Here is an 18,161-nt window from a genome sequence, read left to right as displayed (position 1 = left end):
CGCGCGGTCAAGCGGAGTCGTTCAGCAGCCGCTCCAGGTGTTCCCGCCCCCGCCCGAGCAGTTCGGGCAGCGGCATCACCGTCTCGTACCACCGCTTCTCGTACTCCCAGCACAGCCAGCCGTCCCAGCCGTGACGGGAGAGGACCTCCACGCACTCGGCCAGCGGCAGGACGCCCGCGCCGAGCGGCAGCGGGGTGGTGTCGTCGGCGGACGCGATGTCCTTGACCTGCACATAGCCGAGGTACGGGGCCAGGGCCGCGTATGTCTCCTGCGGCTGCTCGCCACCCAGCCAGGTGTGCATCACGTCCCACAGGGCGCCCACATTCCGGTGGCCGACCGCGCCCAGCACGCGGATCGCGTCGGCGCCGGTGCGGTGCGAGTCGTGGGTCTCCAGCAGGATCCGTACGCCGAGGTCGGCGGCGTACTCGGCGGCGACACCCAGCCGCCGGGCGGCGGTGGCGTCGGCCTCCTCGGGGCCCTGCTCGCTGCCGCCGCCGGGGAAGACGCGGACGTAGGGGGCGCCCACGTCATGGGCGAGGTCGAGGAGCGCGCGGACCTGGGCGAGGACGGGTACGTCGTCGCCGGGCGCGGCCATACGCGCGTATCCGGCGAGCCCCAGGATCTCGATCCCGGCCTCCCTGAACGCGTCGGCCACCTCGGCCCGTTCGGTTCTGGTGATGCCCGGGTGTACCGGCTCCTCCGGGTGCGCGCGCAGTTCGACCCCGTGGTAGCCGTGCGTGGCCGCGAGCCAGGCCACGTCCGGTACGGGCAGACCGGGGACGCCGAGCGTGGAGAACGCGAGCTTCATGCGCACGGACGCTACCCGTCGCCCCGCGCCTTCCGCCCCCTTCTCATGACTCGGGCGTGCCGTGCGGGTCAGTCGCCGATGCGTCCCTCTTTGACGGCGGTCACGAACGACGTCCAGCCGTCCGCCGAGAAGACCACGGCCGGGCCCGTGGCGGCCTTGCTGTCGCGGACGGGCACGACTGCGTGGCCGGAAGCGATCTCCACGCAGTTGTCGTTGGTGCCGCCGCTGAAGCTGGACTTGTACCACCCCGTGAGGGTGGACGCGTCGGAAACGGTGTATTCATTGCTCAGCATGTGCGTGATCCTCCGCTGCCGCCCTGACGAGGGCCAATGACTCCTGTTGCGACAACGCGTCGCTCAGAGCCAGAGCGTAGGCGGTCTGGCTGGCCTTCACCAGCGACGGATCATCCATCAGGTTGCCTGTGAGAAAGCCTTCGGCGTAGGCCACCGGGGCGGAGTCCTCGAAGCTCATCAGCGTGAGGTCGCCCTGTAGGAGAGCGTGTGCTCCGAGGCGGTGCGCAAGCACATGGAGCCGCAGCCGTCCCGCCTCGGCCATGCGTGCGATCTTGTGTAGTTGGCCGGCCATGACCTCGGGGCCGCCGACGCAATGCCGTAGTGCCGACTCGTCGAGCAGCGTCCAGACGACCGGCTGCCGGGGGCCTTCGAACATGCGGCGGCGTTTTGTTCGGTTGACGAGAAAGTCTTCAAGCTCCTCAGCCGTGTAGTTCGGCCAGTAGGCGCGGAACAGAGCGCTTGCGTAGTCCTCGGTCTGGAGTACGCCGGGGACCAGTGTCAGTCCGAACTGCTGGATCAGTGTGGCCTCTTGCTCAAGCTCCGCCGCAGCCGCGAAGTAGTCGTTGTACTTCGACTCCAGGTCCTCCAGCCACCGCTCGAAGAACCCGTCCGCCCTGAGCACTCGATCGATCCGCCGCGCGTCGTCGGGCTTCGGAAGCCGCCTCCCCGACTCGTAGTGGCTGATCAGCGTGGGCGAGCACACGATCAGTTCGCTCAGTTCCTCTTGGGTGAGGTCCGCCGCCAGCCGCCGCAGTCTCAGTTCTTCCCCGTACTTCTGGCGTGGTGTTCGAGGCGTACGGCGTGTGTCCATGCGGCCAACTCCCTGTTCTGACTGGCGCGATGTCAACCCCCAGGTGCTGGAAGCGTAGCGACCATCGACGTCAGTCTGTGAGGGATTCATTACAGAACGCCAACCTGGAGGAAGCAGGCTGATGTTGGCAGACGGACTCAGTGACCACCCGACGGCCGGACGCCTGCTGCCCTGGACGAGCCCGGAGGGCAAGCCCTGCTACCTCATGGGTGGCGGGACAGGCTACGTTTCGCGTCTCGCGGACCAGATCGAGAGCGTGCAACTCGGCATGGCGGGCACTCTCCTCGGCCACGCCGACGAGCTCCTGGCAGACCACCGCGTGACCGAGGCGGAGCTGCGCTATCTGGCCCGGCGGCTCAGCGAGTCCCTACGGGACGTCAAGAGAGTCGCGGACAGTCGCGGGGCACGGCTGGAGCGACTGGTCGTGGCGTCAGACGGGGACGCATGAGCGTAGCTCGGGAGTTCCCCGCCCGCGGCGCCCACGGCCAGGGACACTGGTGGTGTGCGTGAGTATGTAGAGATGCCGGGCCAGTTGTCTCTGCGTCCATGGTCGCCGCGGGACCGCGACAGTTTGGTCGCGGCCTTCGCGGAGCCGGAGATGGGGCGTCAGGCTGATCAGCCCGTCGATACCCCGGCGGCCGCGGCCGACTGGATCAAGCGGCGTGCAGGTCAGTGGGCCGACGGCTCGGCGTTTTAAAGGCTGGTGTGATCGGTCCTCGGGGGACTCGTGCTGGTCAGAGGCGGGAGTTCCCGGACAAGATCATCCGTCAGCGGGTTGATCTCTAGGTGCGTCAGGACGACCAGAGCGCGCAGGACTTGGGTGGCGCACTCGTCTTTTTCACGTAGGACACCGCCTTAGCGGCGGCGGGCCAGGAGTGTCGTGCCGCCGATGACGCATCCGATGGCCAGGATCTTGCCGGCCCCGTAGTAGCGGGACCAGTCGTTGTCAGCCGTGCCTCCGTGCAGGATCAGCCACAAGAGCAGCGCTATCCCGCTCACAGCGAGGACCACTCCTCCGGTCAGCCTGAGCCCGGCCCACCAGGACGCGTCTCCGGTGGGCGCGGGTTCGGTGTCCTGGACCCGCTCGCGGTCACTCACCTCGTGTCCTCTCCTATGGCCATGATCTTCTGCAGAGAAGACGTGGCCCACCACGGAGGGGTTCCACGCCATGATGCAGTGTCGGGGCGCCGCTCGTTCAGTCGCGGTCGGCTACCTGTTCCCTGGACCACGCGGTGGCGTCAGCTCCGTATTGAGCCAAGAGGTGTGCGGACTGGATCCGCTCTTTCGGTGACCAGGTGGCGGTGATTTCCTCGAACGCCTTGCGCTGTTCGGCGGCGAAGCGGTTGCGTTCGGCCTCGCCGTGTTCGGTGAGTTCGAGCACGGTGCGGCGTCCGTCGGACTGGGACGCCGTCCGGCGAAGCAGACCGTCCGCGATGGAGTTGCTCGATGCCGGCGCACGGCGGCGCAACCGTATCGACGGCGGGCGGATCGCCCGTGTCGGTGGCGACGCTCCTCAGGGCAGCGAGATCGTCGACGGCAGCGGCGCCACGCTGCTGCCGGGGCTCATCGACGCCCGTGTTCACTCCGCCCCGGGTTCCCTGGCGCTCGCCCTGAGGTTCGGGGTGACGACAGAACTGGAGATGCAGGGCATGAACACAAGGGAGAACCGGGGACCCATCGCCGCCGACGACACCCTGGCTGACGTGCGCTCTTCCGGCTTCGCCATCACACCGCCCGGTGGTCACCCGAGCGAGTTGATGCCCGAGGGTTTCCGGTCGAAGCGGGACCTTCCCCCGGTGATGCCCCTGATGCCGTTCTCGGCCACGCCCGGGGAAGCGGCCGCCTTCGTGCCCCAGCTCCTCGCCCGGGGTTCCGGCTTCATCAAGTTCATGATCGACGACGGCAGCGTTGAGGGGCACCCCGGGCTGCGCTGAAGGCACCAGCCTCAAGCCGCGGGGGTCGCTGCGGCCAGCGTGGAGATCTCGGCAGCGACGGCATTCGGGTCGGGGGCGACGGTGACACAGGAGACGCCGTCCAGGCCCGGGTGGGCGCCGACGCGCACCGAATGCCGCGCATTGCGCAGCAGGTCGAGGTCGTTGATGTCGTTACCGAAGGCGTTGTACTGGTCGATCCCCAACGAACTCAGGGCCTGCCACTTGTTCGTGGTGCCCGGGGCGAAGTCGATGATCGCTTCGTCGAGGTGGTGGTTGACGGTCATCCCGAGCGCGCGGCCGGCCTCGGCCAAGGCCGCCATGTCGGTTGCGTCGACCACGAGGAACTTCACGACGGCGGGGAGGTCGGCGAGTTCGACCCGGTGGGCGAGGCGGCCCTGGTCGACACGGCCGCAGATCGGGTGGTCGGCAGGCCCGGTGTAGGCGTAGTCCCAGGGGCCGTCAGCAAGGTAGCCCGCCCGGAACCGCTCGGCCTCGAGGAGCAGCTTGTCGAGTTCGCTGGCGCCGAACGCGGCCCGCGGCTGGACCCGACCGCCGACCGAGACGAGGCTGCCGTTCCCACCGATCAGTGTGGCGGCAGGGAAGGCCCCGTCGAGGACAGGCAGTAGGTCGCGGACGGGCCGGGCAGAGGCGAAGACAAGCTGGTGGCCGGCACGTTCGCAGTCCTCGATGGCGGCGAGGATCCGGCCGTCGATCGTCTGTCCGTCGAAGCAGAGTGTGCCGTCGATGTCGAAGACCGTGGTGCGGGTGCTGGGAATGATCACGGCGAGATGGTATCGAGCTGACGACGTACACGGCCTACCGTCCGCGGCGTGCGGGCTCCCCGCAGGGGCCTGCAGATACGCGACGCACAAAAGAGACACAACCTAGCCGCGGAAGCCTTCTCGGACGATGAGCTGGGCTGTCTTGCCATGTGCGCTCTGAGTCGCTCCCACAGGTGCTCCGCCCCGGCCTCGACCGTACGGGAGCCGCGCGGTCCGGCGAGGGCGGCCTGGTGGACATCCTCCGCATCCTCAGTACCCGCCGGTCGCCCCGTCATCCCGCCGCCTGATCACCGCGGCGACAGCCACACCAACGCGATCTTGCCCACGACCAGCTGTCACAGGGAACCTCTAGGGTGAACGGATGCTCGAACGCGATGTCAGAGGCACGCAGGCGGCACTGCCTGCCCACGCGATAGAGGTCGGGACCGAGCCGTTGGACCGGCCCGCGCGGAACTCGGTGGGTGGCTGGCCTTTCCTCGATGATGCCCAGGAATGGCCCGAGTGCTTCTGCGGCCTGCGGATGGCCCTGTTCTTCCAGTTGGACATTCCGCCGGGCCTGGGGCCCTTCGGCGGGGACCACCTGCTGGTCTTCCACTGCCGTGCGCACAACGACGCGTCCGACGCCGAGTTGGCCGATGGCCGGCTCGTGCCCCGGTACTGGGACGCTCCGCAACCGCCTTACCCGCGCCCGTTCTGGCGCGTGCTGCTCCAGCGCCACGCGGTGCTACCGGCCGCCGAAGCCGAACCGTCCCTGTGCGCGTTGCCGCTGACGCTGCGGCCCTTCGTGGACGAGCCCGACGCGCGAGGGCTCGGGGCCCAGGCGTTCAAGGTGGGGGGTACACCGTCCTGGGCGCAGGATCCGGAGGACTACCGGTGCGCGTGCGGAGCGGATCTGGTGTACCTCTGCCAGGTGCCGGAGGGGATGGAGTTCGCCGTCCGCCCGGGCCAACCAGAGCAGCCTTACAGCCTCCGTGCCGACACCTACTGGCTGTTCCTCGGCAACGAGGTCTACCTGCTGGCGTGCCCGGCCCGCTGCGATCCGGCGGCAGTGTGGCCGGTGAACCAGAACTGACACTCGGGATCGCCGACGCGCACAGCCCGGCGGAGCCACGGGGGTCACCGGCGTCCGGTGCGGAGAGGAAACGCCGAGGGGCCCGGTCCATCCGACCGAGCCCCTCGAAGCACAGCAACGACCAGCCGTGTCAGAAGAAGACCCCGCAGCGCAGCAGCACGTTCGCGTACGGACGGGCCTCGCCCGTACGGACGACCAGACGCGCGCCCGCCGTCAGCTCCTTCAGCTTCTCGTGCGCGACCAGCTCCAGGTTCGGGAAGTGGCGCTCCAGCAGCGCGGACGCCTCCGGGTTCGCGCCCCGGACCTCGTGCGCCGCCGTCGCGCCCTCCACCACCAGTTCGTCCAGCAGACCGTCCAGGACCTCGGCGAAGGACGGCACCCCGGCGCGGAACGCCAGGTCCACCACCCGCGGGCCCGCCGGGATCGGCATGCCCGCGTCGCACACCAGCACGCCGTCCCCGTGCCCCAACTCGGCGAGCGCACCCGCCAGATGACGATTCAGAATTCCGGCCTTCTTCACAGTGCCGCGACCTCCTTTGCGGTCGGGTAGGACTCCTGGGCGCCGGGCCGCGTGACCGCCACCGCGCCCACCCGTGCCGCGTACGCGGCCGCCTCGGGCAGCGACGCGCCCGTGCCCAACTGCCATGCCAGCGCCGCCGTGAACGCGTCGCCCGCACCCGTCGTGTCGACCGCGTCGACCTTCACGGACGGCACCCGGGTCATGGTCTCGCCGGTCGCCACCAGCGCGCCTTCGGCGCCCAGGGTCACCACGACCGAGCGGGGACCGAGGGCCAGCAGCGCCTTCGCCCAGTCCTCGGGCGAGCCGCCCAGCTCGCCGCCCGCGATGACCCGCGCCTCGTGCTCGTTCACGATCAGCGGGTCGCACGCCGCCAGCATCTCGTCGGGCAGCGGCCTCGGCGGCGACGGGTTCAGTACGAAGCGGGTGCCGGACGGCAGGTTCCGTACGACCTCCACGACCGTCTCCAGCGGGATCTCCAGCTGCGCCGAGACCACCCGGGAGGCGTGCAGCAGGCCGACCGCGGCCCGGACGTCCTCCGGAGCGAGTCGTCCGTTGGCTCCCGGCGACACCACGATGCTGTTGTCCCCGGACGGGTCCACCGTGATCAGCGCCACCCCGGTGGGCGCCCCGCCGACCAGGACCCCCACGCTGTCGACGCCGGCCTCGCGCTGCGCGTCCAGCAGCAGCCGGCCGTGCGCGTCGTCGCCGACCCGGGCCAGCAGCGCAGTACGGGCACCGAGGCGCGCTGCGGCCACCGCCTGGTTCGCGCCCTTGCCGCCCGGGTGGACGACCAGGTCGGAGCCGAGCACGGTCTCCCCGGCCGCGGGCCGTCGCTCGACCCCGATCACCAGGTCGGCGTTGGCCGATCCCACGACCAGGAGGTCGTAGTCGTACATGAACTGTCTCCCTACGGATCCCAACGGACCCCATGGATCAACGGACCCCAAGGTTCCCTGTCACCGGGCCCCGCGGATCCCTCCAGCGGTCGAAGCCGGGGCCACGGCCGCGAGCTGCGCGTAGGGCGCGACCCGCGGCCGTGGCGACCGGACGGACGCGACGTCAGCCGGCGAACTCGGCGACGTTGCCCTTGGTGACGACCTTGACCGGGACCTTGACCGTGGCGTCGATCTTCTCGCCCTTGGCGGCCTTGACGGCGTTCTCCACGGCCAGCTTGCCCAGCAGCTTCGGCTGCTGCGCCACCGAGGCGAGCAGCGAGCCGTCCTTGACCGCCGTCAGGCCGTCCGGCGTGCCGTCGAAGCCGACGACCTTGACCGACTTGCCGGCCTTGCTGCCCAGGGCCTTGATCGCGCCGAGCGCCATCTCGTCGTTCTGCGCGAAGACGCCGTTCACGCCGGGGTGGGCCTGCAGCATGTTGGTCGTGACGTCCAGACCCTTGGTGCGGTCGAAGTCGGCCGGCTGCGAGGCGACGACCTTGATGCCCGGGTAGGCCTTCAGACCCTCGGTGAAGCCCTTGCCGCGCTCGTTGGCGGCCGAGGTGCCGGTGACGCCCTGGAGGACCAGGATGGTGCCCTTGCCGCCGAGCGCCTCGGCGATCGTCTTGGCGGCGAGCTTGCCGCCCTCGACGTTGTCCGAGGCGACGGTGGCGGCGACATCGGCCTTGTTGACCGTGCGGTCGGCGGCGACGACCGGGATGTTCGCGTTGTTGGCGGCCTTGACGGACGGGCCCGCGGCGTCGGAGTCCACCGGGTTGATGATGATCGACTTCACGTTCTGGCTGGTGAAGTTCTGGATCTGGTTGCCCTGCTGCGAGGCGTCGTTCTGGGCGTCGGTGACGGTGAGGGAGACGCCCTCCTTCTTGGCCTCCGCCTGGGCGCCCTGCTTCAGCTGTACGAAGAAGGGGTTGTTGAGGGTGGAGACCGACAGGCCCACCTTCATGTCGGAGGAGTCGGACCCGGAGTTGCAGGCGGTGGCGGTGAGGGCGAGCGTGGCGACGGCGGCTACGGCGATGGAGATCTGCTTGGTGCGCATGGTTCTTCCTTGCGGATGGGGGTTGATTCCGTGGGGATGGGAGAACGGAGTGACGAGGGCTGCTACGCGCGGCGGCGAAGCGTGTCCACCAGGACGGCGAGCGCGATGACGACGCCGATGACCACCTGCTGCCAGAAGGCCGAGACGGAGAGCAGGTTGAGGCCGTTGCGGAGCACCGCGAGGATCAGCGCACCGATGAGAGTGCCTGACGCCTTGCCGACACCACCGGAGAGGCTGGCGCCGCCGATGACCACCGCGGCGATGGCGTCGAGTTCGTATCCGTACGCCGCCTGCGGCTGCGCCGAGGCCAGCCGGGAGGCGAGGACGATGCCCGCCACGGCCGCGAAGCCACCGGCCAGGGCGTAGATGACCAGCTTCTGGCGCTTGACGCGGATACCGGAGAGCCGGGCGGCTTCCTCGTTGCCGCCGATCGCGTACATGGTGCGGCCGGCGTACGTACGGTTCAGCACCACGGCGGTGATCAGGCCCATCGCGATCATCACCAGGACCGGCACCGGCAACCAGCCGCCGATGGTGGTGCCCAGCTTGGACACCGAGTCGGGGAACGCGATCGGGCTGCCCTGCGAGATCACCAGGGCGAGGCCGCGGCCGATCGACAGCATGGCGAGGGTCGCGATGAAGGGCGGCAGCTTGCCGAAGGAGATGAGCGCGCCGCTGACCAGGCCGCAGGCGATGCCGGTGCCGATGGCGAGCAGGACCGCGATCCAGACCGGCAGGCCCTGGTTGGTGGCGGTCCAGGCCAGGACGGTGGCGGAGAGCGCGGCGACCGAGCCGACCGACAGGTCGATGCCGGCCGAGACGATCACGAAGGTGACGCCGAAGGCCAGGATCGCGGTGACGGCCGCCTGGACGCCGACGTTGAGGAGGTTCTGGGTGGTCAGGAAGTCGCCGGACAGGAGCGACATCGCCACGACCAGGGCGACCAGGGCGGTGAGGGCCCCGTTGTTGAGGAGTATGCGGCGCAGTGCGGGGGCAGCGCCCGTGTCCGTACTGCTCTTGAGCGTGTCAGTGGCCACGGGAGACCTCCACATCCTTTGCTGCTGTGTTCGTTGTTGCGGCGGCGCTGACGGCCAGCGCCATGACGGCGTCCTGCGTCGCTTCCTGCGCGGCGAGTTCGCCCGCGATCCGGCCCTGGGACATGACCAGGACGCGGTCGCTCATACCCAGTACCTCGGGGAGATCACTGGAGATCATCAGAACGGCGTGACCGGAGGCGGTCAGTTCGTTGATCAGCTGGTAGATCTCGACCTTGGCGCCCACGTCGATGCCGCGGGTCGGCTCGTCGAGGATCAGCACCTTGGTGTCGGCCAGCAGCCACTTGCCGATGACGACCTTCTGCTGGTTGCCGCCGGACAGTGTCCGTACGTGCTGGTGCAGTCCGGCCATACGGACCTTGAGCTGCCCGGAGATCCGGTCGGCAGCCCGCCGCTGCCCGGCCCGGTCGACGAAACCGGCGCGGGTGGAGCGGCCCAGCGTGACCAGGCCGAGGTTCTCCTGCACGGTGGCGTCGAGCACCAGGCCCTGACCCTTGCGGTCCTCGGGGACCAGGCCGATCCCGGCGTCCATGGCCGCGTTGACGTCGTGCGGGCGGAGCGGGCTGCCCTGCACCTCGACGGTGCCGGAGTCGTACGGATCGGCACCGAAGACGGCGCGTACGACCTCGGTACGGCCGGCGCCGACAAGGCCCGCCAGGCCGACGACCTCGCCGGCCCGTACCTCGAAGTCGATGTCGTGGAAGGTGCCGGCCCGGGTGAGTCCGCGGACCTTGAGCAACGGCGCCCCGGCGTCCCCGCGTTCGCGCGGGTACTGCTGGTCGATGCTCCGGCCGACCATGAGCCGCACGAGCTCGTCCTCGGGGGTGCTCGCCGGTACCTGGTCGACGCTGCGGCCGTCACGCAGGACGGTGACGCGGTCGCCGAGGGCGGCGATCTCCTCCAGGTGGTGGGTGATGAAGACGATGCCGACGCCGTCGTCACGCAGTTTCCGCACGATCCGGAAGAGCTTGTCGACCTCTTCGGTGGTCAGTACGGCGGTGGGCTCGTCCATGATCAGGACGCGGGCGTCAAGGCTCAGCGCCTTGGCGATCTCGACCATCTGGAGCCGGGCGATGCCCAGTTCGCGCACCGGGGTGCGCGGGTCGACATCGACACCGACGCGGGCGAGGAGTTCGGCCGCGTCGGCGTTCATCCGCTTGCGGTCGATGAGGCCGAAGCGGCGCGGCTGGCGGCCCAGGAAGATGTTCTCGGCGACGGACAGGTCGGGAACGAGGTTGAACTCCTGGTAGATCGTGGCGATCCCGAGGCGCTCGGAGTCCTGCGCACCATGGATGCGCACCTCCTCGCCGCCGACCACGATCCGGCCGGAGTCGGGGCGGTAGGCGCCGGAGAGCATCTTGATGAGAGTGCTCTTGCCCGCGCCGTTCTCACCGAGCAGCACGTGCACCTCGCCCCGGCGCAGGTCGAAGTCGACGCTGTCGAGCGCCACCACGCCAGGAAAGGTCTTGCGTATGCCTTCGATGCGCAGCAACTCGTCCGGGTTGCTCACGACTTGCTCCTTTGCAGGGGGGAGGGCTGCGCGGCGGGGGCCTGCGCAGCGGCCGGCTCGCCGCACGAGCGGCGTACGACAAGACGAGCGGGGAGGGTGACGGACTGCGGAGGCCGTCCTTCGACGCGGTCGACGAGCGCGCGGACGGCGGCCCGCCCCAACTCGGCGGTCGGCTGGGCGATCGCGGTGATCGGCGGGTCGGTGTGCACGAACCACGGAATGTCGTCGAACGCGGCGAGCGCGATGTCGTCCGGAACCCTCAGGCCGCGCGCGTGGATGGCGTCCAGTGCGCCGAGCGCCATCAGGTTGTCGGCGGCGAACACCACCTCGGGCGGCTCGGCCAGGTCGAGGAACCGTTCGGTGGCCCGGCGACCGCTCTCCACCTGGAAGTCGCCCTGCCCTGTGTAGGCGTCCGGGAGGGGAAGCCCGTACTCGCCCATGGCCACGCGGAACGCCTCCACGCGTTCGCTGCCGGTCGTGGTCGCCGCCGGGCCCGCGATGATCGCGAGCCGTCGGTGACCGAGCGCGTACAGGTGGGCGACGAGATCGTGGACGGCGGCCCGTCCGTCGGCGCGCACGACGGGGACGTCGACGCCCGCGATCCACCGGTCGACGAACACCATGGGGGTGCCGGCCCGTGCGGCGTCCAGCATGAGCGGCGACCCGCCGTCGGTGGGGGAGACGAGCAGTCCGTCGATCCGCCGGTCCAGCAGGGTCCGCACATGGTGGTCCTGGAGGTCGGGCCGCTCGTCGGCGTTGCCGATGATCACGCTGTAGCCGAGCGCGCGGGCCTCCTCCTCGACGGAGCGGGCCAGATGCGCGAAGTACGGGTTCAGTACGTCGCTGATGACCAGGCCGAGGGTGCGGGTCTGGTCGGTGCGCAGGGACCGGGCGACGGCGTTCGGGCGGTAGCCCAGCGCCTCGACGGCGGCCAGTACGCGGGTGCGCGCGTCGGCGCTGACCGACGGGTGGTCGTTGAGAACGCGCGACACCGTGGCGACGGATACGCCCGCCTCGGCGGCAACGTCCTTGATGCTCGCCATCGCCGGAACCACCTCCTTGTGAGTCCGTTCGCGCAGGCCGTGGAATCGTTTACACGGCACATACGAAGGATTGGAATCGATTACACGGGGGTGAAGCAAGGGTGAAATGGGGGTCGAGACCTGATTGTGACCTCATGTGACCGGTGGTGCTCAGATGAGCGGACTGGAGTGACGGATCCCGGACCGAGCGGATCCGGTAGGCGTGTTCGCCCACCCGTCCCCGGCTGTCGGCCCCCGGCGGTAGCGTCGGATCATGCACAGGGAGGCGAGTCGGGCGGGGCAGCAGGGCGGCGGCGAGCGGCAGTGTGCCGTGCTGGAGGGCGTGCTCGAGCGGATCACCTACGCCAACGAGGAGAACGGATACACGGTCGCCCGGGTCGACACCGGCCGCGGCGCGGGCGATCTGCTCACCGTCGTCGGCGCCCTCCTCGGTGCCCAGGTGGGGGAGTCGCTGCGGATGGAGGGGCGCTGGGGCTCCCACCCCCAGTACGGCAAGCAGTTCACGGTGGAGAACTACACGACCGTCCTCCCGGCCACGGTCCAGGGCATCCGCCGCTATCTCGGCTCCGGCCTCGTCAAGGGCATCGGCCCCGTCTTCGCCGACCGCATCACCCAGCACTTCGGGCTGGATACCCTGGCGATCATCGAGGACGAGCCCAAGCGGCTCATCGAGGTCCCCGGCCTCGGCCCGAAGCGGACCAAGAAGATCGCCGAGGCCTGGGAGGAGCAGAAGGCGATCAAGGAGGTCATGCTCTTCCTGCAGACGGTCCAGGTCTCCACATCCATCGCCGTGCGCATCTACAAGAAGTACGGCGACGCCTCCATCTCCGTCGTCAAGAACCAGCCCTACCGCCTCGCCGCCGATGTCTGGGGCATCGGCTTCCTCACCGCCGACCGGATCGCCCAGTCCGTCGGCATCCCGCACGACAGCCCGGAGCGCGTCAAGGCCGGCCTCCAGTACGCCCTGTCGCAGTCCGCCGACCAGGGCAACTGCTACCTCCCCGAGGAACAGCTCATCGCGGACGCGGTCAAGCTCCTCCAGGTGGACACCGGACTCGTCATCGAGTGCCTGGCCGAACTGGCGGCGCCCCCGGAGGACGACTCCGACCCCGGTGTCGTACGGGAGAAGGTGCCCGCCCCCGACGGCGGCGACCCCGTCACGGCCGTCTACCTCGTCCCCTTCCACCGTGCCGAACTCTCCCTCTCCGCCCAGCTCCTGCGCCTCCTGCGCACGGACGAGGACCGGATGCCCGTCTTCCGGGACGTGGCCTGGGACAAGGCGCTCGGCTGGCTCAAGGGGCGTACGGGCGCCGACCTGGCACCCGAGCAGGAAGAGGCCGTACGGCTGGCGTTGACCGAGAAGGTGGCCGTCCTGACCGGAGGGCCCGGCTGCGGCAAGTCCTTCACCGTGCGGTCCGTGGTCGAGCTGGCCCGGGCCAAGCGGGCCAAGGTCGTACTCGCCGCGCCCACCGGACGGGCGGCCAAACGGCTGTCCGAGCTGACGGGCGCCGAGGCCTCCACCGTGCACCGGCTGCTGGAGCTGAAGCCGGGCGGCGACGCGGCCTACGACCGGGACCGTCCGCTCGACGCCGACCTGGTCGTCGTCGACGAGGCGTCGATGCTCGACCTGCTGCTCGCCAACAAGCTGGTGAAGGCCGTGGCGCCAGGCGCCCACCTGCTCTTCGTCGGCGACGTCGACCAGTTGCCGAGTGTCGGCGCGGGGGAGGTCCTCAGGGACCTCCTCGCCGACGGGAGCCCCATCCCCGCCGTCCGCCTCACTCGGGTCTTCCGCCAGGCCCAGCAGTCCGGCGTGGTCAAAAACGCGCACCGCATCAACTCCGGACAGCACCCGCTCACCGACGGCCTCAAGGACTTCTTCCTCTTCGTCGAGGACGACACCGAGGCGGCCGGCCGGCTCACGGTGGACGTGGCGGCGCGGCGGATCCCGGCCCGGTTCGGCCTCGACCCGCGCCGGGACGTGCAGGTGCTCGCGCCCATGCACCGGGGGCCCGCCGGCGCGGGCACGCTCAACGGCCTGCTCCAGCAGGCGATCACCCCCGCCCGCCCCGACCTGCCGGAGAAGCGGTTCGGTGGGCGCGTCTTCCGTGTCGGCGACAAGGTCACCCAGATCCGCAACAATTACGAGAAGGGTGAGAACGGTGTCTTCAACGGCACCGTCGGCGTTGTCACCTCGCTCAACCCGGACGACCAGCGCCTGACGGTGCTGACGGACGAGGACGAGGAGGTCGTGTACGAATTCGACGAACTGGACGAGCTGGCGCACGCGTACGCGGTGACCATCCACCGCTCGCAGGGCAGTGAGTATCCGGCCGTGGTGATCCCGGTCACCACCGGTGCGTGGATGATGCTCCAGCGCAATCTGCTCTACACGGCGGTCACCCGCGCCAAGAAGCTGGTCGTCCTCGTCGGCTCGCGCAGGGCGATCGGCCAGGCGGTGCGCACGATGTCGGCGGGACGGCGCTGCACGGCCCTGGATTTCAGGCTCTCGCCCCGGCCCCTCGAAGGCTGAACCGCCCCTCGGCGACCCCTCTCGGCAGGGCATCGAAAAAAATGATCGATCAAATGAGTCGGAAAGGTCACACAGCACTTCCGGAACCGGGCGGCGGGGGGCAGGATGAGCAGGTTGGCGGCACTCAGTGCCGCCAATGAGCCCAATGGTCGACCCCGAGTGCACTCTCCTGCGCCAAATGGGGGATGGTAGAGACAGTCAGGGCACCTCGAAGATGAGGCACTACGTCGGTGAGGGAAGACGTGAGCGACAACTCTGTAGTACTGCGGTACGACGGCGGCGAGTACACCTACCCGGTGGTCGACAGCACCGTCGGTGACAAGGGCTTCGACATCGGGAAGCTGCGCGCCCAAACCGGTCTGGTGACCCTGGACAGCGGCTATGGCAACACCGCCGCCTATAAATCCGCCATCACCTACCTCGACGGCGAGCAGGGCATCCTCCGGTACCGCGGCTACCCGATCGAGCAGCTGGCAGAGCGTTCCACCTTCCTGGAGGTCGCCTACCTGCTGATCAACGGCGAGCTGCCGACCGTCGACGAGCTCTCCACCTTCAAGAACGACGTCACGCAGCACACCCTGCTGCACGAGGACGTCAAGAACTTCTACAAGGGCTTCCCGCGCGACGCGCACCCGATGGCGATGCTGTCCTCGGTGGTCTCCGCGCTGTCCACCTTCTACCAGGACAGCCACAACCCCTTCGACGAGAAGCAGCGCAACCTCTCGACGATCCGTCTGCTCGCCAAGCTGCCGACGATCGCCGCGTACGCGTACAAGAAGTCGATCGGCCACCCCTTCGTCTACCCGCGTAACGACCTCGGGTACGTCGAGAACTTCCTGCGCATGACCTTCTCGGTCCCCGCTCAGGAGTTCGACCTGGACCCGGTCGTCGTGGCCGCGCTCGACAAGCTGCTGATCCTGCACGCCGACCACGAGCAGAACTGCTCGACCTCCACAGTCCGCCTGGTGGGCTCGTCCCAGGCCAACATGTTCGCCTCGATCTCGGCCGGTATCAACGCGCTGTGGGGCCCGCTGCACGGTGGCGCCAACCAGTCCGTCCTGGAGATGCTGGAGGGCATCCGCGACTCCGGCGGCGACGTCGACACCTTCATCCGCAAGGTGAAGAACAAGGAGGACGGCGTCCGCCTGATGGGCTTCGGCCACCGGGTCTACAAGAACTTCGACCCGCGCGCCAAGATCATCAAGGCCGCCGCGCACGATGTGCTCTCCGCTCTGGGCAAGGATGACGAACTCCTCGACATCGCCCTCAAGCTGGAGGAGCACGCGCTGTCCGACGACTACTTCGTCGAGCGCAAGCTCTACCCGAACGTGGACTTCTACACCGGTCTGATCTACCGGGCGATGGGCTTCCCGACCGAGATGTTCACGGTCCTGTTCGCCCTCGGCCGCCTGCCGGGCTGGATCGCCCAGTGGCACGAGATGATCAAGGAGCCGGGCTCCCGCATCGGCCGCCCGCGTCAGATCTACACCGGCGTGGTGGAGCGCGACTTCGTCCCCGTCGAGGAGCGCTGAGCGCCCACCGTACGTACCCGAGGCGTACGTCGTAACCGCACAGCGGCGTACGCCGGGTTGCCCCCCATGACATAAAGCGGAAGGCGCCCTGAGCCGTCAGTCCCCCCACGGGCCGACGATCAGGGCGCCTTCCCGTGTCCCGGTGCGGATTCCCCCCACGGGATCCGGCCGGGCGTTTGCGGGACAGCGCCTGAATCGCTGCGAGCAAATCGAGCGGAGCTCGGAGTACCACTGCGGCGCGGTCTGCCGGGACGCGTACGGACGGGAGGGCCGCTCAAAGCTCCCCGGTGTACGTGCCCCGGCAACGCCGTTTCCCGGGAACGTCCCCCAAGACATCCCCAGATGTCAGTCACGCCCCCCAAGACGCTTCTGACATCGCCAACTTAGACTCACGAACCCTTCCCTTGGTTACGTTCACATCACTGTGATCTGCGTCTCTTGCATATGTCCGGAAGATACGCAAGAGCCCTGTATGGCGATCGAGGGCCCGCGTAAGGATGATGCGTGAGCCTTGTGAAGAGCTTATGTGAGGGCGCGCGTTGGTCTCTAGAGGGGCTCCCTCTTGCATCATGCGAATGTTCCGCGCCGCAGCCTGTTCGTGACCACGAACGGCGGCGGGAAAGTTGCCGTCGCGCTCCGCCTGGAACCCAGCCCCGAACGGCACGCCGGCGTTCGCGTCCGAGGCGGTGAGAGGGAAAGCGAAAGCCACTGCCAGGTGTCGAGCCGCAGGGTCGACATCATCGAGAGTCGGGTGAGCAGGGCGGAAGCGGTCGCCGCCGACGGAGGGCGGCCGACTCCAGACTTGCCCGGTCGTCGACCGACGCGCCGGGCCGTGCCGAACCGGTGTCAGACGGTCGGCACGGCCCGGCGCGGAGGGCGGTGCTGGTGATTCAGGCCTTGCCGACGAGTTCGTAACCCGCCTCGTCGACGGCGGTGCGCACGGCCTCGTCGTCGAGGGGCGCGGCGGAGACCACCGTGACTTCGCCGGTCGAGGCGACGGCCGTGACCGAGCTGACGCCGGCGATCTCGGAGATCTCACCGGAGATGGCTCCTTCGCAGTGCCCGCAGCTCATCCCGCTCACCTTGTAGACGGTCGTCACGGAACCCGGGGTTTCGGTCTGCGCGGTCATGTCGTTACTCCTCAGGGAGGCGTGTGGCTTACGTAAAGCAGAGTATACCCCTAGGGGGTATCTGTCCACGAGGGTTCCCGGCGTGTCAGCGCACGCGCCCATGCGAGGCCGAGCAGGCACACCGCGATCAGCTCGCCCGTGGAGAAGAACACGAAGAACTGCCGCTGCTCCACGGTGGGGGCGGGGATGTGCCCGTGGACGAAGAACGAACGGCCGAGCTTCGCGCCCGTCATCAGGGTGGCCAGCCAGATCGCAAGGCCGTGCGCCGAGTTCCACAACGTGTGCAGCAGTGAGACTCCGAGATAGGTGCCGATCGCCGGTCCGGTGCACGAAAAGCGCCCGTTCGGGCGGCGGCGGGAGAGCAGGGCGGCGCCTGCGATCGCAGTCCACAGCCCGTGCCCGAAGGGAGTGAGCACGCCGCGCAGGATCTCGGTCTGGAGCAGCGCGCGCAGGTCGATGCCCTCCATGGAGACGGCGGCGTTGAACGCGTACCCCGCACTCTCCAGGGCCGCGAAACCGAAGCCGACGGTCGCGCCGAGCACCAGCCCGGCGCGCAGCCCGCGCAGCCGGGCGTGCCGACGCAGTACGAACATCAGCGCTGAGAGTTTCGCCGCTTCCTCGATCAGGCCGACGCCCGCGAACATCCACAGGGACGGGTGCAGCAGGTAGTACTCCATCATCGACGCGCCTAGCACGCCCAGGGTCCCGCCCGTCAGGAAGCAGCCGAGGATCACGTTCACGCCCAGGTCCCGGCCGTGCCGCTCGTAGGCCCACAGGACGAACGTGACGGGGGTCAGGAAGCTGCCGAGCAGAATCACGGTCGGCAGCAGGGTGGTGTTCTTCGTCGCGTAGGTGACGATCGCGGTCAGCGCCCAGAGGATCAGGCCGCCCCACAGCGCGCGCTTCCACAGGCCTGCGCGGATCCGGGGGTACGGCGGCGCGGCTTGCTGGGGGGCGGGGACGCGCGTTTTCGGGGTGCCGGGTGGCGGAGGCTGGGTCACTGCGGCTCCCTCGGTTCGGGCGGCTTTGTCCGAACTTTAGGGTGGGGGCGAGGGTGTCGCAGGCCGAGATGGTTTCTTCGGGTGCAAGCTCAGCCGACGGCGGTGTCGTCGAACAGGGGCTTCGGGCAGCGGTACTTGATTGCCTCGAGTT

The 18,161-nt window shown here is 69.1% G+C and carries 15 protein-coding genes and 3 pseudogenes; 5 read left to right on the top strand and 13 right to left on the bottom strand.

The annotated features are described in order from the left end of the window. Positions 1-7 precede the first annotated feature (7 nt). From ACWDEX_RS01540 to ACWDEX_RS01530, 3 genes are all read right to left on the bottom strand, one after another. A complete protein-coding gene (locus ACWDEX_RS01540; RefSeq protein ID WP_450461077.1) occupies positions 8-808 on the bottom strand; it encodes a sugar phosphate isomerase/epimerase family protein in 801 nt (266 codons plus the stop codon). Between the two features lie 68 nt (positions 809-876). After that, positions 877-1,101, bottom strand: coding sequence for a DUF397 domain-containing protein (locus ACWDEX_RS01535; RefSeq protein ID WP_450461076.1), 225 nt, complete (start codon positions 1,099-1,101; stop codon positions 877-879). After that, entirely contained in the window at positions 1,088-1,912 is an 825-nt protein-coding gene (locus ACWDEX_RS01530; protein WP_450461075.1) for a helix-turn-helix domain-containing protein, read from the bottom strand. Before ACWDEX_RS01530 ends, ACWDEX_RS01535 begins: the two co-directional genes overlap by 14 nt. 121 nt (positions 1,913-2,033) lie before the next feature. Between ACWDEX_RS01530 and ACWDEX_RS01525 the strand changes: the two genes are divergently transcribed. Further along, the gene (locus tag ACWDEX_RS01525; RefSeq protein ID WP_450461074.1) at positions 2,034-2,360 is read left to right on the top strand and encodes a hypothetical protein; all 327 of its coding nucleotides are present in this window, start codon (positions 2,034-2,036) and stop codon (positions 2,358-2,360) included. 407 nt (positions 2,361-2,767) lie between these two features. Here ACWDEX_RS01525 and ACWDEX_RS01520 read toward each other — a convergent pair whose 3' ends face one another. Together ACWDEX_RS01520 and ACWDEX_RS01515 are read right to left on the bottom strand one after the other, a co-directional pair. Continuing rightward, positions 2,768-3,010: a hypothetical protein gene (locus ACWDEX_RS01520; protein WP_450461073.1), complete on the bottom strand. Its 243-nt coding sequence runs from the start codon at positions 3,008-3,010 to the stop codon at positions 2,768-2,770. A gap of 97 nt (positions 3,011-3,107) precedes the next feature. Then, positions 3,108-3,347: pseudogene (locus tag ACWDEX_RS01515) on the bottom strand (MarR family transcriptional regulator); the annotation flags it as partial. A 37-nt stretch (positions 3,348-3,384) separates the two neighbouring features. Here ACWDEX_RS01515 and ACWDEX_RS01510 point away from each other — a divergent pair. Continuing rightward, a pseudogene (locus ACWDEX_RS01510) lies at positions 3,385-3,840 on the top strand (amidohydrolase family protein); the annotation flags it as partial. 17 nt (positions 3,841-3,857) lie between these two features. Here ACWDEX_RS01510 and ACWDEX_RS01505 read toward each other — a convergent pair. Next, positions 3,858-4,628: an HAD hydrolase family protein gene (locus tag ACWDEX_RS01505; RefSeq protein ID WP_450461072.1), complete on the bottom strand. Its 771-nt coding sequence runs from the start codon at positions 4,626-4,628 to the stop codon at positions 3,858-3,860. 361 nt (positions 4,629-4,989) lie between these two features. Between ACWDEX_RS01505 and ACWDEX_RS01500 the strand changes: the two genes are divergently transcribed. Continuing rightward, positions 4,990-5,700 (top strand): hypothetical protein, encoded by a 711-nt coding sequence (locus tag ACWDEX_RS01500; protein ID WP_450461071.1) that lies wholly within the window; start codon positions 4,990-4,992, stop codon positions 5,698-5,700. A gap of 130 nt (positions 5,701-5,830) precedes the next feature. On the opposite strand, the gene rbsD is transcribed toward ACWDEX_RS01500, so the two are convergent. The 5 genes and pseudogenes from rbsD to ACWDEX_RS01475 all read right to left on the bottom strand — a co-directional run bounded on the left by rbsD (position 5,831) and on the right by ACWDEX_RS01475 (position 11,817). Then, positions 5,831-6,220 carry a D-ribose pyranase gene (gene rbsD, locus ACWDEX_RS01495; RefSeq protein ID WP_450461070.1) on the bottom strand — a complete coding sequence of 130 codons (390 nt, stop codon included), beginning with the start codon at positions 6,218-6,220 and terminating at the stop codon, positions 5,831-5,833. Then, positions 6,217-7,116 (bottom strand): ribokinase, encoded by a 900-nt coding sequence (locus tag ACWDEX_RS01490; protein ID WP_450461069.1) that lies wholly within the window; start codon positions 7,114-7,116, stop codon positions 6,217-6,219. The genes rbsD and ACWDEX_RS01490 overlap by 4 nt, the downstream gene beginning before the upstream one ends. Before the next feature lie 163 nt (positions 7,117-7,279). After that, positions 7,280-9,246 (bottom strand): annotated as a pseudogene (locus ACWDEX_RS01485) (ABC transporter permease/substrate-binding protein). Continuing rightward, positions 9,236-10,774 (bottom strand): sugar ABC transporter ATP-binding protein, encoded by a 1,539-nt coding sequence (locus tag ACWDEX_RS01480; RefSeq protein WP_450461068.1) that lies wholly within the window; start codon positions 10,772-10,774, stop codon positions 9,236-9,238. Before ACWDEX_RS01480 ends, ACWDEX_RS01485 begins: the two are co-directional and overlap by 11 nt. Further along, on the bottom strand, positions 10,771-11,817 hold the full coding sequence (locus ACWDEX_RS01475; protein ID WP_450461067.1) for a LacI family DNA-binding transcriptional regulator: 1,047 nt from the start codon (positions 11,815-11,817) through the stop codon (positions 10,771-10,773). Before ACWDEX_RS01475 ends, ACWDEX_RS01480 begins: the two co-directional genes overlap by 4 nt. A 253-nt stretch (positions 11,818-12,070) precedes the next feature. Here ACWDEX_RS01475 and recD2 point away from each other — a divergent pair, with 253 nt between their 5' ends. After that, positions 12,071-14,347, top strand: coding sequence for an SF1B family DNA helicase RecD2 (gene recD2 / locus ACWDEX_RS01470; RefSeq protein WP_450461066.1), 2,277 nt, complete (start codon positions 12,071-12,073; stop codon positions 14,345-14,347). Between the two features lie 242 nt (positions 14,348-14,589). Further along, on the top strand, positions 14,590-15,879 hold the full coding sequence (locus ACWDEX_RS01465; protein WP_450461065.1) for a citrate synthase: 1,290 nt from the start codon (positions 14,590-14,592) through the stop codon (positions 15,877-15,879). Between the two features lie 890 nt (positions 15,880-16,769). Here ACWDEX_RS01465 and ACWDEX_RS01460 read toward each other — a convergent pair. Then, positions 16,770-17,009: a heavy-metal-associated domain-containing protein gene (locus ACWDEX_RS01460; RefSeq protein WP_450461064.1), complete on the bottom strand. Its 240-nt coding sequence runs from the start codon at positions 17,007-17,009 to the stop codon at positions 16,770-16,772. Positions 17,010-17,059: 50 nt separating this feature from the next. Continuing rightward, positions 17,060-18,010, bottom strand: coding sequence for a PrsW family intramembrane metalloprotease (locus ACWDEX_RS01455; RefSeq protein ID WP_450461063.1), 951 nt, complete (start codon positions 18,008-18,010; stop codon positions 17,060-17,062). Positions 18,011-18,161: the final 151 nt, after the last annotated feature.

It is taken from the genome of Streptomyces sp. NPDC001020, from assembly GCF_053599115.1.
The sequence above is the reverse complement of the archived record's forward strand: the minus strand, read 5'-3'. Positions and strand labels throughout refer to the sequence as shown.